This window comes from Sporichthyaceae bacterium (assembly GCA_036269075.1).
GTDB lineage: Bacteria > Actinomycetota > Actinomycetes > Sporichthyales > Sporichthyaceae > DASQPJ01.
The window spans coordinates 78,972-96,879 of the sequence record DATASX010000103.1; the positions used below are offsets into that span (position 1 = coordinate 78,972).

Consider the following 17,908-nt stretch of genomic DNA (forward strand, 5'->3'; position numbering starts at 1 on the left):
TTGGTTACGGTCCGAACCCCCTCCCTCCTATAGGCCGTCTGAACCGCAACCGCAGCACGGCAACAAACCACTGAGTACCCGGCAACGGCGGCACGCCTGACAGGCTGGGGACATGGACGTATCCGTCGGATTCCCGCCGAGCTTGCAGACCCCGGATCTGATCGTTCGTGCGGAGGAACTCGGCTACCACCGGGCCTGGTGCTTTGACGCACCCGCAGTCTTCGGCGACATCTGGATGGCCCTGGCCCGGGCAGCGGATCGGACCACCCGCATCGGGCTGGGGACGGCGGTGATCATCCCCGACTACCGGCATCTGATGGCGACTGCCACCGCCGCGGCAACGCTGGCCGGGCAGGCTCCGGGGCGAGTCGCGATCGGGCTGGGGCCGGGCCGTGCACAGATCATGCACGGCGGCAAGCCCGGGTTGTGGAAGGACCTGGAGGCCTACACGGTCGCGCTGCGGGCGCTGCTGCGCGGCGAGGCGGTGGAGTGGAACGGGACGACCCATCAGCTGCTCCACCCGCCGGGCGTGGTCGCGGAGCGCCCGATCGAGGTCCCGATCCTGCTGTCCGCCGAAGGCCCGAAAGGGCTGGAGATCGCCGGCCGGGTCGCCGACGGCGTGATCTCGTTCGGAGTGGCCCGCAGCGGCTTCGCCTGGAACGCGGTGCTGCTGCACGGCACCGTGTTGCCCGCCGGCGCGGTCGACGACGATCACCTGCTCGCCGCGGCGGGTGCCGGAGCAGGCGCGGCGTACCACATCACCTACGCCACCGGCGGCGACGCGGTCGACCAACTGCCCGGCGGAGCCGACTACCGGGCGGCGATCGAAGCGTTGCCGCTCGAGCAGCGGGCGAGGGCAGTGTGGAGCCAGCACCTGGTGGAGGCCGCGCCCGCCGAACGCCTGGCGTTGACCCCGGCGCGGATCCGGTCCTCGACTTTCACCGGCCCGGCCGATGAACTGCGCGATCGGCTGGGCGAGTTGGAGAAGGCCGGAGCCACCGAGGCGATCTACCAGCCGGCCGGGCCGGACCTGGACCGGGAACTGACCGCGTTCGCGCGGATGGCGGGCATCGGCGGCTGACAACCCATCCGTGTCTGAACGGCATCCGGGCCCACGCCGCGATGGCGTGGGCCCGGACCGGACAGCGGGAAGCTCAGCCGGCGTTGACCTTCGGCATGATCTCCTCGGCCAGCACCTTCAGGTCGTCCATGGTCTTGGCCGTGGGGACGTCGTTGAACGGCGGCCAGAGCAGCGGCATGGTCATGCCCGCCTCCTTGTAGGCCTTGAGCCGGTCGGTGAGCTGACCGACGGTGCCGACCAGCAGGTTCGTGCCCTTACCGGCGTCGGCCTGGTCGACCTCGGCGTCGGTGATGACCATCCAGATCATGCTGCACATGTCGAAGTTGGCCGGGAAGTCGTGGCCCAACTCGTTGAGCTCGCGCCCGATCTCGGTCTTCCAGTGCTTGATCTGCTCCGGGGTGTCCTGGATGCCGATCCAGCCCTGCAGGCCGTACTTGGCGATCCGCTTGGCCGAGCGCTTCGGGTCCTTCAGACCGCTGAAGTAGATCGGCGGGCCCGGCTTCTGCAGGGGCTTGTGGCCGAAACCGCAGAGCTCGAAGTCGGCGAACTCGCCGTGGTACTCGAACAGCTCGTTCTGCCAGACGCCCTGCATGATCTCGATGGTCTCCCGCACATGTGCGTGCCGGCGCGGGAAGATGTCGGTCGCGCTGGCCGCGGCGAACTCCTCGGGCATCCACCCGGAGCCGACGCCGACGTTGAGCCGGCCACCGGCGAGGTGGTCGATGGTGGCCAGCTCGGTCGCCAGCACGCCCGGAGACCGGTACGGCGTGTCGATGATGCTCATGCCGATGCGGATCTTGCTGGTCTTCGCGGCGAGGTACGGGAGCAACGGGAAGCCCTGGAACCACTCCCCGCGGGCCTGCACCGGCATGCCCTTGGGGAACTCGGTCATCATGCCGAAGGAGTGCTGCAGCTCCATTCGGTCGGACGCCTCTGGAACCACGATCCGGTCCAGCGTCCAGACGGAGTCGAAGTCCAGATCCTCCGCGAGCGCGGTGAGCTCATCAATCTCCTGGAGCGTCACCTTGGTGCGGAAGTTCGGAAGGTAGAGAGCGAGCTTCATTGCTGCGGCCTCCTCGAGGCGTCCTTGTCGCGTGGTCCCGTACTCCGTGGGCCCCACGCTACTTACGTTCCAGGCTCGGTCTATCACGCCGAATTCTGGTGCACTGCCTCAGGCCCGGTCTCAAATCCGCGTTAACTGCGCAGACCGGCGGTCGCCGGCGGGCGTGGTCGTCCCTATCTTTCAGCCATGACCGGTGACGTGACGCAGGCCAGCGAGACGCTCTGGAGTCCCTCGGCAGCTCGGATTGAGAGCTCGCCACTGCGCGAGTACCTCAGCTGGTTGGAGAAGCGGGAGGGCCGGGCGTTCCCTGATCACGACGCGCTGTGGGCCTGGTCGGTGGCGGACATCGATCGGTTCTGGGTGTCTCTGATCGACTACTACCGGATCGGCTTCTCGCAACCGTGGACCGCGGTGCGCACCCCCGAGCCCATGCCCCACACCCGCTGGTTCCCCGGAGCTCGCCTGAACTGGGCCGAGCAGGCGCTGCGCACCGGGGACGACGACGCCACCGCGCTCGTGTGCGCGCAGGAGGGCGGCGGACCGCACCGCGAGATCAGCCGTGGGTCGCTGCGAGCCCAGGTGGCCGCGGCGGCCGGATGGCTGCGCCGGGCCGCCGTGCGCCCCGGTGACCGCGTGGCGGCGTACCTGCCGAACACCGAGCACGCCGTAATTGCGTCGCTGGCAGCGGCCGCGGTGGGCGCCGTGTGGGCGTGCTGCTCGCCCGATTTCGGCGCCGAGGGCACCATCGGACGCCTGGCGCAACTGGAGCCGACCGTGCTCATCGCGGTGGACGGCTACCACTGGAACGGCAAACACATCGACCGCGGCGAGGTTGTCGCGCAGTTGCGCGCCAACCTGCCGACGCTTCGGCACTTCGTGCACGTCCCCTACGCCTTCCACCGACCGCACCCGGACGGCTCGATCCCGTGGGACGACCTGCTGGCGCAGGAAGTGCCCGCCGAATTCGAGCAGGTCGAGTTCTCCCACCCGTTGTGGGTGCTGTTCACCTCCGGCACGACCGGGTTGCCCAAGGGCCTGGTGCACAGCCACGGCGGGATCACGCTGCAGGCCTTCCAATGGGCCGGCCTCTACGCCGGCCTGCGCGAGGGTGAGCGGATGTTCAGCTACACCTCGACCGGCTGGGCGCTGTGGAACATCCAACTGGACGCCCTCACCCAGGGCGCGAGCCTGGTCCTCTACGAGGGCGCGCCCAACTTCCCTCCCGGCTCGATCTGGGAAGTCGCCGCCCGTACCGGGGCGCAGGTCATGCTGCTCGGCGCCGCGGTGGTCACCACGATCGCCAACACCGGGATCTCTCCCCGGTCGCAGTGGGACCTGTCGGCGCTGCGGCATCTGTCGGTCAGCGGGTCGGCGTTGCCCTCGGCCGGCTATCACTGGGTGCTGGAGCACATCGGCCCGGACGTGCGGATCGACTCGACGTCCGGCGGCACCGACATCTCCGGATCCTTCGTCGGCGCGAACGAATACGCCCCGGTCCTCCTCGGCCGCATCAGCGGCAAGGTGGCCGGCGTGGATTGCGCGGCCTGGGACGAGGACGGCAAAGAGGTCGTCGATCAGGTCGGTGACCTGGTGATCAAGCAGCCGATGCCCTCGATGCCGGTGTACCTGTGGAACGACCCAGATGCCGTCCGCTACATGGAATCCTACTTCGACGCCTGGCCCGGCGTGTGGCGGCACGGCGACTGGGTGACGATGCACTCCGACGGCAGCGTCTCGGTCCACGGGCGCTCGGACTCGACGCTGAATCGGCAGGGCGTTCGGCTGGGCAGCAGCGACTTCTACGACGTCCTGGAGACGATGCCGGAAATCGTCGAGACGCTGATCATCGGCCTCGACCTGCCCGACGACGGCTACTGGCTCGGCCTGTTCGTCGTCCCCGCGGAGGGACATCAGCTCGACGAGGAGCTCAAGCAGAAGATCGTCACCACGTTGCGGAGCCGACTGACGGCCCGTCACGTCCCCGACGAGATCGTCGAGGCGCCTGCGGTGCCGCACACCTTGAGCGGCAAACGGCTCGAGGTCCCCATCAAGAAGCTGCTGCGCGGGACGCCGTTGGAGAAGGCCGCGAACATTGCCTCGGTCGACAGCCCCGAGGCCCTGCGCTGGTACGCGAAGTTCGCGGCCGACCGGCTCGCGAAGAGCTGATCAGCAGCCAGATGGACAGCTGTACCTGTGCAGGCTAGCCTGCACGCTCGTGTCAAGTCGCTCGCAGGCAACCGCTCGGGAGATCACCGCGGTCGTGTCCCGGATCCAGCGACGACTGCGCGAGGTCAGCCACCTCGAGACGATCACCCCGTCGATGGCCTCAGTCCTCGACCGCCTCGACAAGGAAGGCCCCGTCTCCACCAGCGATCTCGCGCGGGCCGAACGAGTCCGCCCGCAGTCAATGGCCGCGACGATCGCCGCGCTGGAGAAGGGCGGGTTCATCGAACGCCGCCCGGACCCGCATGACAGCCGACGCCAGTTCATCGCGCTGACCAGCGAGACGGGCGCCGCGATCCAGGTGCGGCGCCAGGCCCGCAGCGACTGGCTGGCCACCACGCTGGACAAGCACTTCACAGCTGCCGAACGGGCCGAGATCGCCAAGGCCGTTCGACTGCTGGCTCGGCTCGCCGAACACTGAATCAGTAGATCGACCGAGCCGGACCGAGTAGGCCGATCTCGGCGACCTGACCACTGATCAGGCCCCGGTCGAGCACCAGATAAAGCATCGTCCGCGTGACGTCCTCGGTCTCGAGGTAGCGCACGCCGTTCAGCCCGTAGTTCAGGTCGTCGAGGCGCTTGCGGAACTGCTCCTCGGTCACCGGCTTCGGCAGGTCGGGGCAGAAGACATCGTAGGTAGGTTGGTTGAAGAACAGGTCGGTGCCGACCGCACCCGGGCAGATCGCGTTGACCGTGATGCCGAAGTCCGCCAGCTCCAACGCCGCCGTCTTGACCAACCCGATCACGCCCCACTTGGCCGCGATGTAGTGCGCCAGGTTCGGCGCGGTCTGCCGCGCGCCCATCGACGAGGTCGCCACGATGCGACCGAAGCGTTGGACCTTCATCTGCGGGATGACGGCCCGGATCGCCTTGAAGATCCCGTTCAGATTGGTGTCGACGACCGTGTCCCAGAGCTCGTCGGTGGTGTTCTCCACCGTCGAGAAATCGACGATGCCGTGGTTGGCCAGCAGGATGTCGAGCCGGCCGAACTCCTCGACCGTGCGAGACACTGCCGCGTTGACCGCGACGGTGTCTCGGGCGTCGACCTCCAGGCCCAACGCGCGGACGCCCAGCTCCTCGACGAGTTTCACCGTCTCGGCCAGCTGATCGGGCGTCGCCATCGGGTAACCCAGCCCCGGCACGTCAGCCGCGATGTCGGTGACGACTACGTCGCAGCCCTCCCGCGCCAGCGCGAGGGCGTGCGAGCGGCCCTGGCCACGGGCCCCGCCGGTGATGAATGCGACCCTGCCCGCGAGCTGGCCCATGCCTCAGACCTCGATCTTGTACAGCTTGGCGGCGTTGTCCTGCACGATCTTGCGAACCACGGCCGGGTCGAGCTTCGCGAGCTTCTGCTCGGAGCGCTCAACCGGATTCGGGTAGAGACTGGTCGGGTGCGGGAAGTCGGTTTCCCACAGCACGTTGTCTGCCCCGATGCGGTCGAGCAGCGCCAGGGGGCCGGCGTCCTCGAACCAGAACGTGCCGTAGACGCCCATCTGGAACAGTTCCTTGGCCGGCGGCAGCTCCGGTTCCTCCCCGCCGGGGAATTCCTCGCGGTACTCGTAGTCGATCCGCTCGAGCACGTAAGGGATCCAGCCGATGCCGGACTCGACGCTGACCCAGTTCAGCTTCGGGAACTTGATCAGCAGATCGGAGGCGCACAGGTTCGAGATGAACCGGCTGTTCGACAGCTCCGTCTGGATGGAGCGGACCGGCTTGGCGGCGCGCTCCGGCAGCGACGGCCAAGCCGCCCCGCCCTGTTCGCCCTTCCAGTTGCGGGCGCCGATGTGGATGTTGATCGGTAGTTCGAGGTCCTCGAGGACCTCGTAGAGGGGGTACCAGTGCTCCTGGCCCAGGTCGGGCAGGCCACCGAGGTGCGGCTCGCCGGCCATCAGCACGCCGGACAGCCCGATGTCCCTGGCCCGCTTGGCTTCCGCGATCGATTGCTCGATGTCCCAGAACGGCAACATGGCCTGGGGCAGCAGGCGCTCGGAGCCCTCGGCCTGCCACTCGCGCATCGCGTCGTTGTAGATCTGGCAGATCACGTAGGACAGGTCGCGGTCCAGGTCCTGCACCATCGCCGGGGCGGCGAAGCCCATGATATTCGGGTAGACGATCTGGGCGTAGATGCCCATCTCGTCCAGCAGGTCCACCCGCGGCTTGGCCTCGACGGCGGCGCGGTGGATGTCCTCCTTGGCGGCGCCGATCCGGCCGTCGGCCAGCTCCATGTTGGCGCCGTAGTACGGGATCTTCTCCCCGGCCTTGTTCACGAACGCGATCGAGTTGTTGCGGCTCAGCTTGCGGCCGTCGACGAACCAGTAGCTCTCGCCGTCCGTGTCGAAGCGGGTCTGCGGCACCCGGTCGGCGAACTTGGCCGGGGTGCGGGAGGTCCACAGGTCCTCGGCCTCGGTGATGTGGGAGTCGGCGTCGATGAGCTTCAGCCCGGCGAACGGGCCGCTCTCACGCGGCTTGAACGTCGAGTCAGGCAAGGAAGTTCCCTTCGTCATTCACCTTGATCACCTTGCTGGTGGCCCATTCCCGGAAGCCCTCGATGCCCATCTCCCGGCCGAACCCGGAACGCTTGAACCCGCCGAAAGGCTGGCCGAGGACGCCGCCGCTGGAGTTCGTCGTGACACTGCCGGCTCGGACGCGTCGGGCGACACTGCGGGCCAGGTTGTTGTCGTTCGTGTAAACCGCCGCGGCCAAGCCGTACTGCGAGTCGTTGGCCATTCGAATCGCGTCGTCGATGTCGTCGTAGGTGATGACGGTGAACACCGGACCGAACACCTCCTCCTGCGCGACCGTGTGTTCGTTCCGCACGTTCGTGAGCAGTGTGGGCTCGAAGAACCAGCCCTTGTCCAGACCGGCCGGGCGCTTTCCGCCGTAGGCGATCTCCGCACCTTCCTTCAGCGCGATCTCCACGAACTGCTCGCAGCGCGTCCGGGTGCGCTCGACCGCGACCGGACCGAAGTCGGTGGTCGGGTCCATCGCGTCGCCGATCTTCAAGCTGCCGAACACACCGGCCAGCGCGCCGACGATCTCGTCGTGGCGTTGGCGCGAGACCAACAAGCGGGTGATCGCCACGCAGACCTGGCCCTGGAACGGAATCAGGCCCGGCAGCAACGCCCCGATCAGCTGCGGCAGCGGGATGTCGTCGGCGACGATGCCCGCCGACTTGCCGCCCAGCTCGAGGGTGGTCTTGACGATGCGATCCGCCGTGCTGTGCAGGATCTTCGACCCGACAGTCGTGCCACCGGTGAAGCTGACCAGGTCCACCCCGGGGTGCTCGACCAGGTACTGGCTGGCGTCGGCGCCGGCGGGCAGCACGTTGATCACACCGGCCGGCAGGGCGGCCTCGGCAGCCGCCTGCGCGATGAACTGCGCGACCAGGCGGGTCTCGACCGGGAGCTTCAGGACGACGGTGTTGCCCGAGAGCAACGCCGGCAGCACCTTCATGCCCAGGTAGGCCAACGGGCCGTTGTAGGTGAGGATCGTGACCGCGACGCCGAACGGCTCGCGCACGATCGTCACCTGCCCGGCGAAGCCGGTGCGCTCCTCGCTCTCCGGCAGCAGCGCCGCGGTGGCGTAGGCGTCGTCGTACAGCACCGGAGCGACGATTCCGTTGATGGCGTCACGGAAAGCCTTGGTCGGGCCGCACTCGGCGCCCCAGGCATCGCCGATCTGGTCCTTGCGCGCGAGCAGCGCGTCGGTGAACGGACGTAGCTTCGCGGCTCGCGCGGCCACCGTCAGGTTCGACCAGACACCACTGTCGAACGCCAGCCGCGCCGCGGACACCGCCCGGTCGACGTCCTCGAACGAGACTTCAGGCAGCGCGGCGAGGACCGCTTCGTTGCTCGGGTTCACGACCGAGAACAAGCCGTCGCCGGCCGCGGGAACCCAACGGCCACCGATGAAGAACTCGCCGGCATGGGGAATCGCGAGGTCGAGCCCCGCGATGCTCTGGGAAACGCCAGTCACTGCCTTACCTTCCTGCGAAGCGGAAACCCGGTGGGCTCAGCGGTCCAGGACGACCCAGTACTGCAGGTAGCGCGGGATGTCGCCGATGAGGAACTTGCTCATGTCCTTCTTGAGGGTCACCGGCTCACGCTCCGGATCCGGGCGGACGCCGAGGCTCATCAGCTTGCGCAGCAGTTCCAGGTGCGCGCCGCCCTTGCCCTCGTGGCCGACGACCACACGCAGGCCGTAGCACTGATGCGATCCGATGCCGAAGCCGACGCCGTAGCGGGGCGAGCCGTCTGTCGGGTCGGGCCGGTGGGGATTGAAGTCGGCAGCGTCGGCGCCGAAGATCTCCGGGTCGCGGTTGGCCAGCACGTACTCGATGTGCAGTTCCTGGTTGGGGTAGACCTTCTCGCCGGTGCAGAGGGTGTTCTCCTCCAGCGACAGCCTGGTCTGGTACGGCGCGAACGGTGCCCGCATCCGGATGATCTCCTGCAGGCTGTGCAGCAGGAACGACGCGTCGGTCGCCAGCGCCAGGTCCTCGGGGTGCTCGGCGAACCACGGCTGCAGCAGGTCGACGGTGTGAATGATCGACTGGGTGCTGGTGCCGACTGACGCGGCGAACAGCAGGGTCGACTCCACGACGAGCTTGTGGTCGTCCAGCCACTCCGGGCAGACGCCTGCGGCGGCGAACTTCAGCAGGCTGTCCGGCACGTCTTCCTCGGCGATCTCGCCGGCGTCGATGCGTTTGCGCTGGTCGTGATGCCACTGCAACGACGGGGCGAAGAACTCCTCGATGTATTGCGCCTTGGCGGCGAGCGCGCGGGCGTTCACCGCGTCGCGGTCCTCGAGGTAGCCGGAGCTGGTGCCGGCGGCGAGCGGACCGGTGAACGAGGCCAGCCGCGCGATGCGCTCGTCGGTGTCCAGGCCGGTGAAGCCGATCAGCTTGGCGGTGAAGTGGATGAAGACCTTCTCGAGGAACTCGACGAGGTCGACGCGGTACGCGCCGTCCGCGTCGGACCCGGAAAGGCGGGCGGCGAGCAGTCGGTCGGCCTCGGGAAGGATGATGTCCTCGCGGATGTGCGACAGCGCGTCGGCGCGGACCAGCGGGTTCAGCGCCTTGCGGCGGTTGCGGTGCGACGGGCCCTCGACGTACATCATCGAGGCGCCGAGGAACTCCCGGACATTGATCTCACCGTTGACCGGGTCTTCCTTGGCGTTCGCGAACAGGTACGGGTCGTGCGTGACGGCGGTGCGTGAGCGCAGCAAGCGGCCGATGTCCCCGATGGTGTTCACCCGGGCGAACGGGCACCTCCCGCCGTCCGCAGGCGCCTCCGGCGCCTGCGCGGGCACCGACGTCTCGGTCGTGGGCGGCATGCGGGTCGCTCCCCTCGAACGCGGAAGATCTACAGTCTGGGCTGGATAGTTCGTAGTGTCACTATGTCAGTCAACAAGCGAGTTGACAACGCCCGCATCGACGGGAAGGCTGCGAACATGTTCGTGCGGAGCGACCACTTCATCGCCGGCGTTTGGGTGCCGGCGAGCGGGCCCGACTTCCTGGACGTCATCTCGCCGTCCACCGAGCAGGTCGTCGGCCGGGTACCGGTCGCGACCAGCCACGAGGTGGACCTGGCCGTCGCCGGAGCCCGCGCCGCCTTCGACTCCGGCCCGTGGCCGCGACTGTCCGTCGCGGAACGCGCCGAGTACCTGCGCCGCCTGGTCGATGCGCTCGATGCCCGGCGCGATCAGGTGCTGCGGCTGCAGACCGACGAGGTGGGCGCGACCCACAAGTTCACGGTCGAGAACTACAACGGCATCCGCCCGACGCTCGAGGCGATGATCCGCGACGCCGGGCAGGTCGTGTTCCGCGAGGTGCGGCAGGGCATGGTCGGCAAGGTCCTCGTGGTGCGCGAGCCGATCGGCGTGGTCGCGGGCATCACCCCGTGGAACTCACCAGTGATGATCGAGCTGCAGAAGATCATCCCGTCGCTGCTGATGGGCTGCCCGATCATCGTCAAGCCGGCCCCGGAGTGCCCGCTGTCCGCCTACCTGATCGGCGAGGCCGCCGTCGAGGCCCAACTGCCGAAAGGCGTGCTGAGCATCGTGAACGGCGGCGTCGAGATCGGCTCCTACCTGGTGAGCCACCCTGCGATCGACCACGTCACGTTCACCGGAAGCCCGAACGGTGGGCGGGCGATCGCAGCCGCCTGCGCGGAGAAACTGCGTGCGGTGACCCTCGAACTCGGCGGGAAGTCGGCCGCGGTCATCCTGCCCGGCACCGACATGACGCCGTACTTCCCGGCGCTGGTCGCCGGATCGCTGCGCAACTGCGGCCAGATCTGCGTCTCGACCAACCGGGTGCTGGTGCACGAGGCGGACCGCGACACCGTGGTCGCGGGACTGGTCGGATACCTGTCCTCGCTGAAGATCGGCGACCCGCACGACCCTGACACCGACTTCGGGCCGTTGGCCGCGGCGCGGCAGCGGACCGGCGTGGAGCGGTTCATCGAGTCCGGCAGGGCCGCGGGCGCCACGGTGGTGCTCGGCGGCGGGCGCCCGACGGATCAGCCGACGGGTTGGTACGTCGAGCCGACCGTGTTCGTCGACGTCGACAACAAGATGGACATCGCCCAGGAGGAGATCTTCGGCCCGGTGCTGTCGGTGATCACCTACGCCGACGAGCAGGAGGCCGTCGCGATCGCCAACGACAGCAGGTACGGCCTCGGCGGCGCGGTGTACGGCGACGACATCGCCGCCGCGGTGCGCGTCGCGAGCCGCATCGTCACCGGCACGGTCGCGATCAACGGCGCCCCGGCGGCCGGCGGCGGTGGCCCGTTCGCCGGCCGCAAGGAGTCCGGGCTCGGCGTCGAACGCTCCGTCGAGGGCCTGGAGTCGTTCCTGGAACTGAAGTCGATCACGTTGCCGCTCGGCGCGGAACCGCCGGCGGCGGACAACTGACCTAGCGTCAGCTGCGCGGGGCGCGGTCGATCATCACCGCGGCCATCTCCCGGGCCCGGCTCACGGTGACCAAGTCGGCCTCCATCTGCCAACCCACGACGACACCGTCGTAGAGCAGCGCGAGTTGGCCGACCAACTCCTCCGCGTCGGAGACACCGAGCCGCTCGACGTCGGCGCGGAAGCAGTCCCGGGTGAATTCCCGAGTCACCGCCGCGATCTCGCGCACCGTCGTGTCGGTCCGGGACTCGCCGGTCGCCGCCAGGAACGGGCAACCGTGATAGGTCGGATCGGCACAGGCCTCCGCGTACGAGTCGAAGACCGCCAGCAGGCGATCCCGGGGGTCGATGTGGCGGGCCTGGTGCCGCTCCACCCGGGCCTTACGCAGCTCGTGCCGCTGCAGCAGGTAGGCGCGGATGAGCTGGTCCTTGCCGCCGAAGGTGGAGTACAGGCTGGCCTTGGCGACCCCGGCGTGCTCGATCACCCGGTCGATGCCGACGGTGTTGATGCCCTCTGCGTAGAACAGCTCGTCGGCCGCCCGCAGCAGGCGATCCCGAGCGGTGCCCGAGCGGTGCGCCGGAGCGGTGGCGGTGGTCATGGAGTTGACTCTAACAGACAGGTCTGTCTACTATCAATGGACAGACAGACCTGTCTACTCAAGGGCACCAGACGAAGAGGACCTTCATGGCCACGATCGCCGCCCCGGGCACGATTTCCTTGATTGGGCTCGCCTTCACCCGCCGTCACCGCATGAGCGACCGCGCAGCGTTCGTGCTGCTCGCGTCACTGGCGTTCAGCTTCCTGGCCTCGGCCAGCGCCCCGACCCCGCTGTACGGCGTCTATCAGCGCGAGTGGCACTACTCGCCGACGACGACCACGTTGGTGTTCGCGGTCTACGCCGCCTCGGTGCTCGGCGCGCTCCTGACGGTCGGCCGGCTCTCCGACCACATCGGCCGGCGCCCGGTCCTGATGACCGCCCTCGGCATCCAGGCGGTAGCGCTCGCCCTGTTCCTGGGCGCCCACAGCGTCCCGGTGCTGATGGCGGCACGGTTCGTGCAGGGGATGTCCACCGGCGCTGCACTCGGCGCACTCGGTGCCGGACTGCTCGACCTGAGCAAGAAGCACGGCGCCACCGCCGGCGCGGTCGCGCCACTGCTGGGCACCGGCGTCGGCGCGGTGGTCGCCGGGGCGTTCGTGGAGTATCTGCCCGCCCCGCGGCAGACGATCTATGCGGTGTGGTTCGCAGTGTTCGCGGTGCAGGCCGTCGGCGTCGCCCTGGCACCGGAGACCGTGACCCGGGCCCCCGGTGCGCTGGCGTCGCTGCGGCCGCGGTTCGCACTGCCGCCGGCCGCCCGCGGGCCGCTGCGCGCCGCCGCCCCGGCAATGCTGGCGTCCTGGTCCATCGCAGGCTTCTACGCCTCACTCGGTCCGGCGTTGGTTCGCCGGATCACCGGGTCGGACAACCACGTCTTCGGCGGCGCCGCACTGTTCGTGCTGGCCGGCAGCGCGGCCCTCGCCGTCCTGGCACTGCGCTACGCCTCGCCGCAGCAGTTGATGCTCATCGGCGTCGTCGCGTTGTTCGCCGGCGTCGGCCTGACTCTGCTCGCCGGCGACGTGTCGGCGAACGGATTCTGGCTGGCCGCGGTCGTGGCGGGCGTCGGGTTCGGCGCGGCCTTCCAGGGCGCGCTGCGCTCGGTCGCGATGACGGTCGGCGCGCACGAGCGGGCCGGGGTGATCTCGGTCCTGTTCGTGGTCTCCTACGTCGGCTTCGGCGTCCCGGCGATCCTGGCCGGGATCGCGGTCTCCCACACCGGCGACATCATGGCCACCGCCCGGGAGTACGGCGTCGCGGTGATGGTGCTGTCCGCAGTCGCCCTGGTCGCCCTCAAGCGGACGATCCGGACCTCCCCGGCGGCACTCCCGATCCCGGTCCAGGCGACCGCCGCCGACCGCCGAGCCGCGGTCGCGGGCGTAGCCGAACGGCCCGCACAGCACGCGATCTGACGGATCGTCAGCACGGATCGGACGCGGCGACGCCGCGAGCGGTACTCCCGCTCGCGGCGTCGCGCTTCCCCCGGTTTCCCCCGCGGTGGAACTCAGCCCTTGAAGCCGGCCCCACCGGTACCAACAGCCGCACCGTCGGCGGCGTCATGGTTGTTCCCCCCACCGGTGGCGGCAACCGGGCCCTCGATCGCGCCGGCCGGGCCCCCGGCCCCGCCCGCGGTGAAGCCGCGTCCGCCACCACCGCCGCCTACCCCGGAGCCGCCACCGGCCGTCTCGTTGTTCCCGCCACCGATTGCCGTGACGGTCCCGCTACCGCTGTGGGTCTCGCTGCCGCCGGAGCCACCCTCGCCACCGGTGCCGCCGAAGCCGCCGCCGCCACCGCCGATGCCCGCACCGCCGCCACCGCTGTTGTCGCTGCCGCCACCGACAGCCGTCAGCGTGCCCGTACCGACAACGGTGGCCGTGCCCGCGTAGCCGCCGGCCCCACCGGGGGCGTTCTTGCCTGCGGCCGCCCCGCCGCCCCCACCGCCGATCCCGGCGCCACCGCCACCGCCGTAGCCGTTCCCGGCCCCGCCGGCGATGACCGTGCCGGAGTCGTCGGTGGTGATGCCGCCGGAGCCGCCGCGACCACCGCTACCGGCCGCGCCACCGCCACCCCCGATCCCGGCGCCCCCGCCGCCGAAGGAACTACCGGTGCCGCCGGTGGCCCGGACCTGCGCGCCGCGGACGTGCACGTTGCCGGCCGACGCGGTCGCGTCGCCGCCGATCCCGGCGCCCCCGCCGTCCTGGGCGCCGGCGATCAATTCGCCGCCACCCACCCCGTCCGAGACCACCAGGGTCGTCCCGGTCGGGACCGCGATCGCGGCGTCGCCCGCCGGAGCCTGGCTGACCGCGAGGTGGTGGCCGTGCAGGTCGATCCCGACAGTGGCGCCGGCCGGCACGGACATTCGTCCGTGGCTCGAGTCGTCCGCGATGTCAGCGCCCAACGTGATGGTGCGGTTGCCGCCGGCGTCGAAGCAGTCGACCAGGGCCGCCCAGGTGGACACCGGGGTGTTCGAAGCGCACCCTGCGGCCGCCGTCGGTGCGGCCTTGGCCCCCGGCACCACGACCGCCGGGGTGGCGCCGCTCGGGGTCACGCTCGAAGCCGCCGGTCCGGCCTGGCCGGGAGGTCCGGCGGGCCCTGTCGGCCCCGCCGGCCCCGCCGGACCCGGCCCGGCCTGGGCCTCGGCGCACGCCATCGCGAACAGCAGCGGGCACTGCTCGGCCGACGCACGCGCCGTCGCCGCCCCGGCCGGACCGGCCGCCGTCATCCCGACCGACACCAGCGCGCCGGCCGCGAGGCAGGCGGCGGCCAGGCGGGTGCGTTTGTGGTTTTTCAGTCGACCGGACACGTTTCCCCCAGAATTGCGAGACAAGTGCCGACGCGGCACTCGCGTCGCACCGGATGTCTGTTGGCCCGCGGCGCGTAGTCCAAACTCCGGCGCCGTCTGATTCACCCGGATGGCCCAACGCTTCGTGTGCCGCTCACGGGGCGGCTGCGCAGAGATCATCTCCGCAGCCGCGTCAGTTCACTCGGACAACTGACTTAGCGTCAGATCACTGGTGCCCGTAGGGTGGCCGGATGAGCCCCAAGATCGCCACGAACACGTCCGTCGATCGAGCCGGCCTGCTGGAGTTCGTGACCGGGCGCCATCACATGCTCCTGACCACCCGCCGAGCCTCCGGCGGGATCCAGCAGTCGCCGGTCACCGCCGGGGTCGACGCCGCCGGTCGGGTGGTGATCGCCAGCTATCCGGAACGGGCCAAGGTGCACAATCTCCGGGCGGATCCTGCGGTAAGCCTGCTGGTCCTGTCCGACGAGTGGGACGGGCCCTGGGTACAGGTCGACGGCACCGCGCAGGTGCTCGACCTGCCCGAGGCGCTGGAGCCGTTGGTCGACTACTTCCGGGCGATCGCCGGCGAGCACTCCGACTGGGACGACTACCGCGCGGCCATGCAGCGCCAAGGCAAATGCCTGATCCGCATCACGCCGCAGCGCTGGGGCCCGATCGCGACAGGCGGCTTCCCAGCGCGTCCGGCCTGAGGCGGACCCGGCGCCCGGTCAGCGCTTGACGGTGACCGGCGAGACGCTCCAGATGTCCTCGCAGTACTCCGCGATCGCGCGGTCGGAGGAGAACTTCCCGCTGCGGGCGGTGTTCAGGATCGACATGCGCGACCACCGCGCGGTGTCCTGCCAGACGACGCTCACCCGGTCCTGACACTCGATGAACGCCGCGTAGTCGGCCAGCACCAGGAACGGGTCGTCGAAACGCAGGTTGTCGACGACCGGCCGGAACAGGTCGGCGTCGCCGCAAGAGAACGTCCCGTCGGTAAGCATTTCCAGCACCGCGGCAAGCTGCGGGTCGGCCGCGATCCGGTCGGCGGGGCGGTAGCCCTCGCGCTTGAGTTGCTCGATCTCCTCGACCGTCAGACCGAACAGGAAGAAGTTCTCGGCGCCGGCTTCCTCGCGGATCTCGACGTTCGCGCCGTCGAGCGTGCCGATGGTCAGCGCACCGTTGAGCATGAACTTCATGTTGCCGGTGCCGGAGGCTTCCTTGCCCGCCGTGGAGATCTGCTCGGACAGATCCGCGGCCGGGTAGATGAGTTCGGCGCTGCGCACGTTGAAGTTCGGGACGAAGGCGACCTGGAGGAACCGGTTCACCTCGGGATCGTTGTTGACGACCTCGCCGACGGCATTGATCAGCTTGATGATCCGCTTCGCCATGAAATAACCGGGCGCCGCCTTGCCGCCGAACACGAACGCCCGCGAGGTGATGGCCAGACCCGGATTCTGCTTGAGGCGTTGGTACTCGGTCAGGATGTGCAGCACGTTGAGGTGCTGACGCTTGTACTCGTGGATCCGCTTGACCTGGATGTCGAACAGCCAGTCCGGGTTCAGCTCCAGATCGGTGGTGTCCTGCACGTACTCCGCGAGCCGGACCTTGTTGGCCCGCTTGACGTCGCGCCATTCCTGCTGGAACTTCGGGTCGTCGGCGAATTCCTCCAGTCCACGCAGGCGCTCGAGGTCACGTAGCCAGCCGGCACCGATCGTGCGGTCCAGCAGCGAGCGCAGGCCAGGATTCGACAGCGCCAGGAAGCGTCGCGGGGTCACCCCGTTGGTCTTGTTCGAGAACCGTTCCGGCCACATCTCGTAGAAGTCCTTGAGCACACTTTCCTTGAGCAGTTCCGAATGCAGGGCAGCCACACCGTTGATCGCGTGGCTGCCGACGGTTGCCAGGTGCGCCATGCGCACACTCCTGCCGCCGTTCTCGCCGATCAGCGACATGCGCCGCAGCCGGTCGTCGTCGCCGGGGAACTTCCCGCGGACCTCGTCCAGGAAACGCCGGTTGATCTCGAAGATGATCTCGAGGTGGCGCGGCAACGACTCGCTGAACATCGCCAGCGGCCAGGTCTCCAAGGCCTCCGGCAGCAGCGTGTGGTTGGTGTAGCCGAACGTCGCGACCGTGATGGCCCAGGCCTCGTCCCAGTCGAGTTGACGCTCGTCGACCAGCAGGCGCATCAACTCGGCGACCGCGATGGACGGGTGCGTGTCGTTGAGCTGCAGGGCGAACCGGTGCGGGAGCCGGTGCACCGAAGCGCCCTCGAGGTCGTCCATGATGTGCAGCACGTGCTGCAGCGAGCACGAGACGAAGAAGTACTGCTGCAGCAGTCGCAGCCGCTTGCCCGCCTCCGGCTCGTCGTTCGGGTAGAGCACCTTGGTGACGGTCTCGGAGCTGACCTCGTCCTCGACCGCCTTGTAATAGTCGCCGGTGTTGAACGCGTCCAGCGCGAACGACTCGACGGCGCGGGCGCTCCACAGGGTCAGCACGTTGCAGGTGTGCACGTCGTAGCCCTGGATCGGGGTGTCGTAGGCGACGCCTTTCAGGACCCGCCCCGGGATCCACTTGACGCGATCGCGGCCCTCCTCGTCGCGGTAACGCTCGGCGAAGCCGCCCCACTTGACCAGGAAGCTCACGTCCGGTTTGGCGATCTCCCACGGGTTGCCCTTGGCCAGCCAGTTGTCGGTCTTCTCGACCTGCCAGCCGTCGCGGATCTCCTGGTTGAAGATGCCGAACTCGTAGCGGATGCCGTAGCCGATCGCCGGGCGCGCCAACGTGGCCAGCGAATCCAGGTAGCAGGCCGCCAGCCGGCCCAGACCGCCGTTGCCCAGACCCGGCTCCGGCTCGCAACCGAGCACCTCGTCCAGATCCTGGCCGAGTTCCTGCAGCGCCGCGCGCGCCTCGGCCTCGATCCCGAGGTTGAGCAGGTTCGCGCCCAACTGAGGACCCATCAGGAACTCGGCCGAGAGGTAGCAGGTGATCTTCCGGCTCAGGTCCAGCGACGTCTGCGTCGAGACCACCCGGTTGTCCTGCATGCGGTCCCGGACCGCGAGTGCCAGCGCCCGGTAGTAGTGGTCCGGGTTCAACGCGGCGGCCGGGCGGCCGACCGAGTACCGCAGGTGATCGACGATCCCGCGCCGCAGTGAATCGGCGTCCATCCCGGTGCGGCTGTGGCCGGGCGCTTCGGACGAGGAGGCAGCGGCGGTGGCTGCCGGCATCAAGTCGGTCACGGGCGGAGCGTGGCATCGG

The 17,908-nt window shown here is 69.2% G+C and carries 14 protein-coding genes; 6 read left to right on the forward strand and 8 right to left on the reverse strand.

Annotated features, from left to right (window positions below; all coding sequences use genetic code 11):
- The first annotated feature begins 112 nt into the window (after positions 1–112).
- Positions 113–1,081, forward strand: a complete 969-nt coding sequence (locus tag VHU88_19385) for an LLM class flavin-dependent oxidoreductase (GenBank protein ID HEX3613860.1) — start codon at positions 113–115, stop codon at positions 1,079–1,081.
- A gap of 73 nt (positions 1,082–1,154) precedes the next feature.
- Here VHU88_19385 and VHU88_19390 read toward each other — a convergent pair whose 3' ends face one another.
- Complete coding sequence (locus VHU88_19390) at positions 1,155–2,144, reverse strand: LLM class flavin-dependent oxidoreductase (protein ID HEX3613861.1); 990 nt, start codon at positions 2,142–2,144, stop codon at positions 1,155–1,157.
- Between the two features lie 186 nt (positions 2,145–2,330).
- On the opposite strand from VHU88_19390, the gene VHU88_19395 reads away from it, so the two are divergent.
- The gene (locus VHU88_19395; protein HEX3613862.1) at positions 2,331–4,310 is read left to right on the forward strand and encodes an acetoacetate--CoA ligase; all 1,980 of its coding nucleotides are present in this window, start codon (positions 2,331–2,333) and stop codon (positions 4,308–4,310) included.
- A 49-nt stretch (positions 4,311–4,359) separates the two neighbouring features.
- Positions 4,360–4,788, forward strand: coding sequence for a MarR family transcriptional regulator (locus VHU88_19400; protein HEX3613863.1), 429 nt, complete (start codon positions 4,360–4,362; stop codon positions 4,786–4,788).
- 1 nt (position 4,789) lies between these two features.
- Here the strand turns inward: VHU88_19400 and VHU88_19405 are convergent, their stop codons facing one another.
- The 4 genes from VHU88_19405 to VHU88_19420 are packed head-to-tail and all read right to left on the reverse strand — an operon-like array spanning position 4,790 to position 9,698.
- Entirely contained in the window at positions 4,790–5,632 is an 843-nt protein-coding gene (locus VHU88_19405) for a mycofactocin-coupled SDR family oxidoreductase (GenBank protein ID HEX3613864.1), read from the reverse strand.
- Positions 5,633–5,635: 3 nt separating this feature from the next.
- On the reverse strand, positions 5,636–6,853 hold the full coding sequence (locus VHU88_19410; GenBank protein HEX3613865.1) for an amidohydrolase family protein: 1,218 nt from the start codon (positions 6,851–6,853) through the stop codon (positions 5,636–5,638).
- Positions 6,846–8,342 (reverse strand): aldehyde dehydrogenase family protein, encoded by a 1,497-nt coding sequence (locus VHU88_19415; protein ID HEX3613866.1) that lies wholly within the window; start codon positions 8,340–8,342, stop codon positions 6,846–6,848. Before VHU88_19415 ends, VHU88_19410 begins: the two co-directional genes overlap by 8 nt.
- 36 nt (positions 8,343–8,378) lie before the next feature.
- Positions 8,379–9,698: a cytochrome P450 gene (locus tag VHU88_19420; protein ID HEX3613867.1), complete on the reverse strand. Its 1,320-nt coding sequence runs from the start codon at positions 9,696–9,698 to the stop codon at positions 8,379–8,381.
- 63 nt (positions 9,699–9,761) lie between these two features.
- Here VHU88_19420 and VHU88_19425 point away from each other — a divergent pair, with 63 nt between their 5' ends.
- Positions 9,762–11,279 carry an aldehyde dehydrogenase gene (locus VHU88_19425; protein ID HEX3613868.1) on the forward strand — a complete coding sequence of 506 codons (1,518 nt, stop codon included), beginning with the start codon at positions 9,762–9,764 and terminating at the stop codon, positions 11,277–11,279.
- Positions 11,280–11,286: 7 nt separating this feature from the next.
- Here VHU88_19425 and VHU88_19430 read toward each other — a convergent pair whose 3' ends face one another.
- Complete coding sequence (locus VHU88_19430) at positions 11,287–11,874, reverse strand: TetR/AcrR family transcriptional regulator (GenBank protein ID HEX3613869.1); 588 nt, start codon at positions 11,872–11,874, stop codon at positions 11,287–11,289.
- Positions 11,875–12,026: 152 nt separating this feature from the next.
- Here VHU88_19430 and VHU88_19435 point away from each other — a divergent pair, with 152 nt between their 5' ends.
- Entirely contained in the window at positions 12,027–13,280 is a 1,254-nt protein-coding gene (locus tag VHU88_19435; protein ID HEX3613870.1) for an MFS transporter, read from the forward strand.
- A 92-nt stretch (positions 13,281–13,372) separates the two neighbouring features.
- Here the strand turns inward: VHU88_19435 and VHU88_19440 are convergent, their stop codons facing one another.
- Complete coding sequence (locus VHU88_19440) at positions 13,373–14,671, reverse strand: hypothetical protein (protein ID HEX3613871.1); 1,299 nt, start codon at positions 14,669–14,671, stop codon at positions 13,373–13,375.
- A gap of 230 nt (positions 14,672–14,901) precedes the next feature.
- Between VHU88_19440 and VHU88_19445 the strand changes: the two genes are divergently transcribed.
- Positions 14,902–15,363: a PPOX class F420-dependent oxidoreductase gene (locus VHU88_19445; GenBank protein HEX3613872.1), complete on the forward strand. Its 462-nt coding sequence runs from the start codon at positions 14,902–14,904 to the stop codon at positions 15,361–15,363.
- 18 nt (positions 15,364–15,381) lie between these two features.
- On the opposite strand, the gene VHU88_19450 is transcribed toward VHU88_19445, so the two are convergent.
- Complete coding sequence (locus VHU88_19450) at positions 15,382–17,889, reverse strand: glycogen/starch/alpha-glucan phosphorylase (protein HEX3613873.1); 2,508 nt, start codon at positions 17,887–17,889, stop codon at positions 15,382–15,384.
- Positions 17,890–17,908: the final 19 nt, after the last annotated feature.

Coding starts and splice junctions, on each gene's coding strand:
- VHU88_19420 (HEX3613867.1), bottom strand. CDS start 9,698: ATGCCGCCCACGACCGAGACGTCGGTGCCCGCGCAGGCGCCGGAGGCG.
- VHU88_19390 (HEX3613861.1), bottom strand. CDS start 2,144: ATGAAGCTCGCTCTCTACCTTCCGAACTTCCGCACCAAGGTGACGCTC.
- VHU88_19405 (HEX3613864.1), bottom strand. CDS start 5,632: ATGGGCCAGCTCGCGGGCAGGGTCGCATTCATCACCGGCGGGGCCCGT.
- VHU88_19385 (HEX3613860.1), top strand. CDS start 113: ATGGACGTATCCGTCGGATTCCCGCCGAGCTTGCAGACCCCGGATCTG.
- VHU88_19430 (HEX3613869.1), bottom strand. CDS start 11,874: ATGACCACCGCCACCGCTCCGGCGCACCGCTCGGGCACCGCTCGGGAT.
- VHU88_19445 (HEX3613872.1), top strand. CDS start 14,902: ATGAGCCCCAAGATCGCCACGAACACGTCCGTCGATCGAGCCGGCCTG.
- VHU88_19395 (HEX3613862.1), top strand. CDS start 2,331: ATGACCGGTGACGTGACGCAGGCCAGCGAGACGCTCTGGAGTCCCTCG.
- VHU88_19435 (HEX3613870.1), top strand. CDS start 12,027: ATGAGCGACCGCGCAGCGTTCGTGCTGCTCGCGTCACTGGCGTTCAGC.
- VHU88_19425 (HEX3613868.1), top strand. CDS start 9,762: ATGTCAGTCAACAAGCGAGTTGACAACGCCCGCATCGACGGGAAGGCT.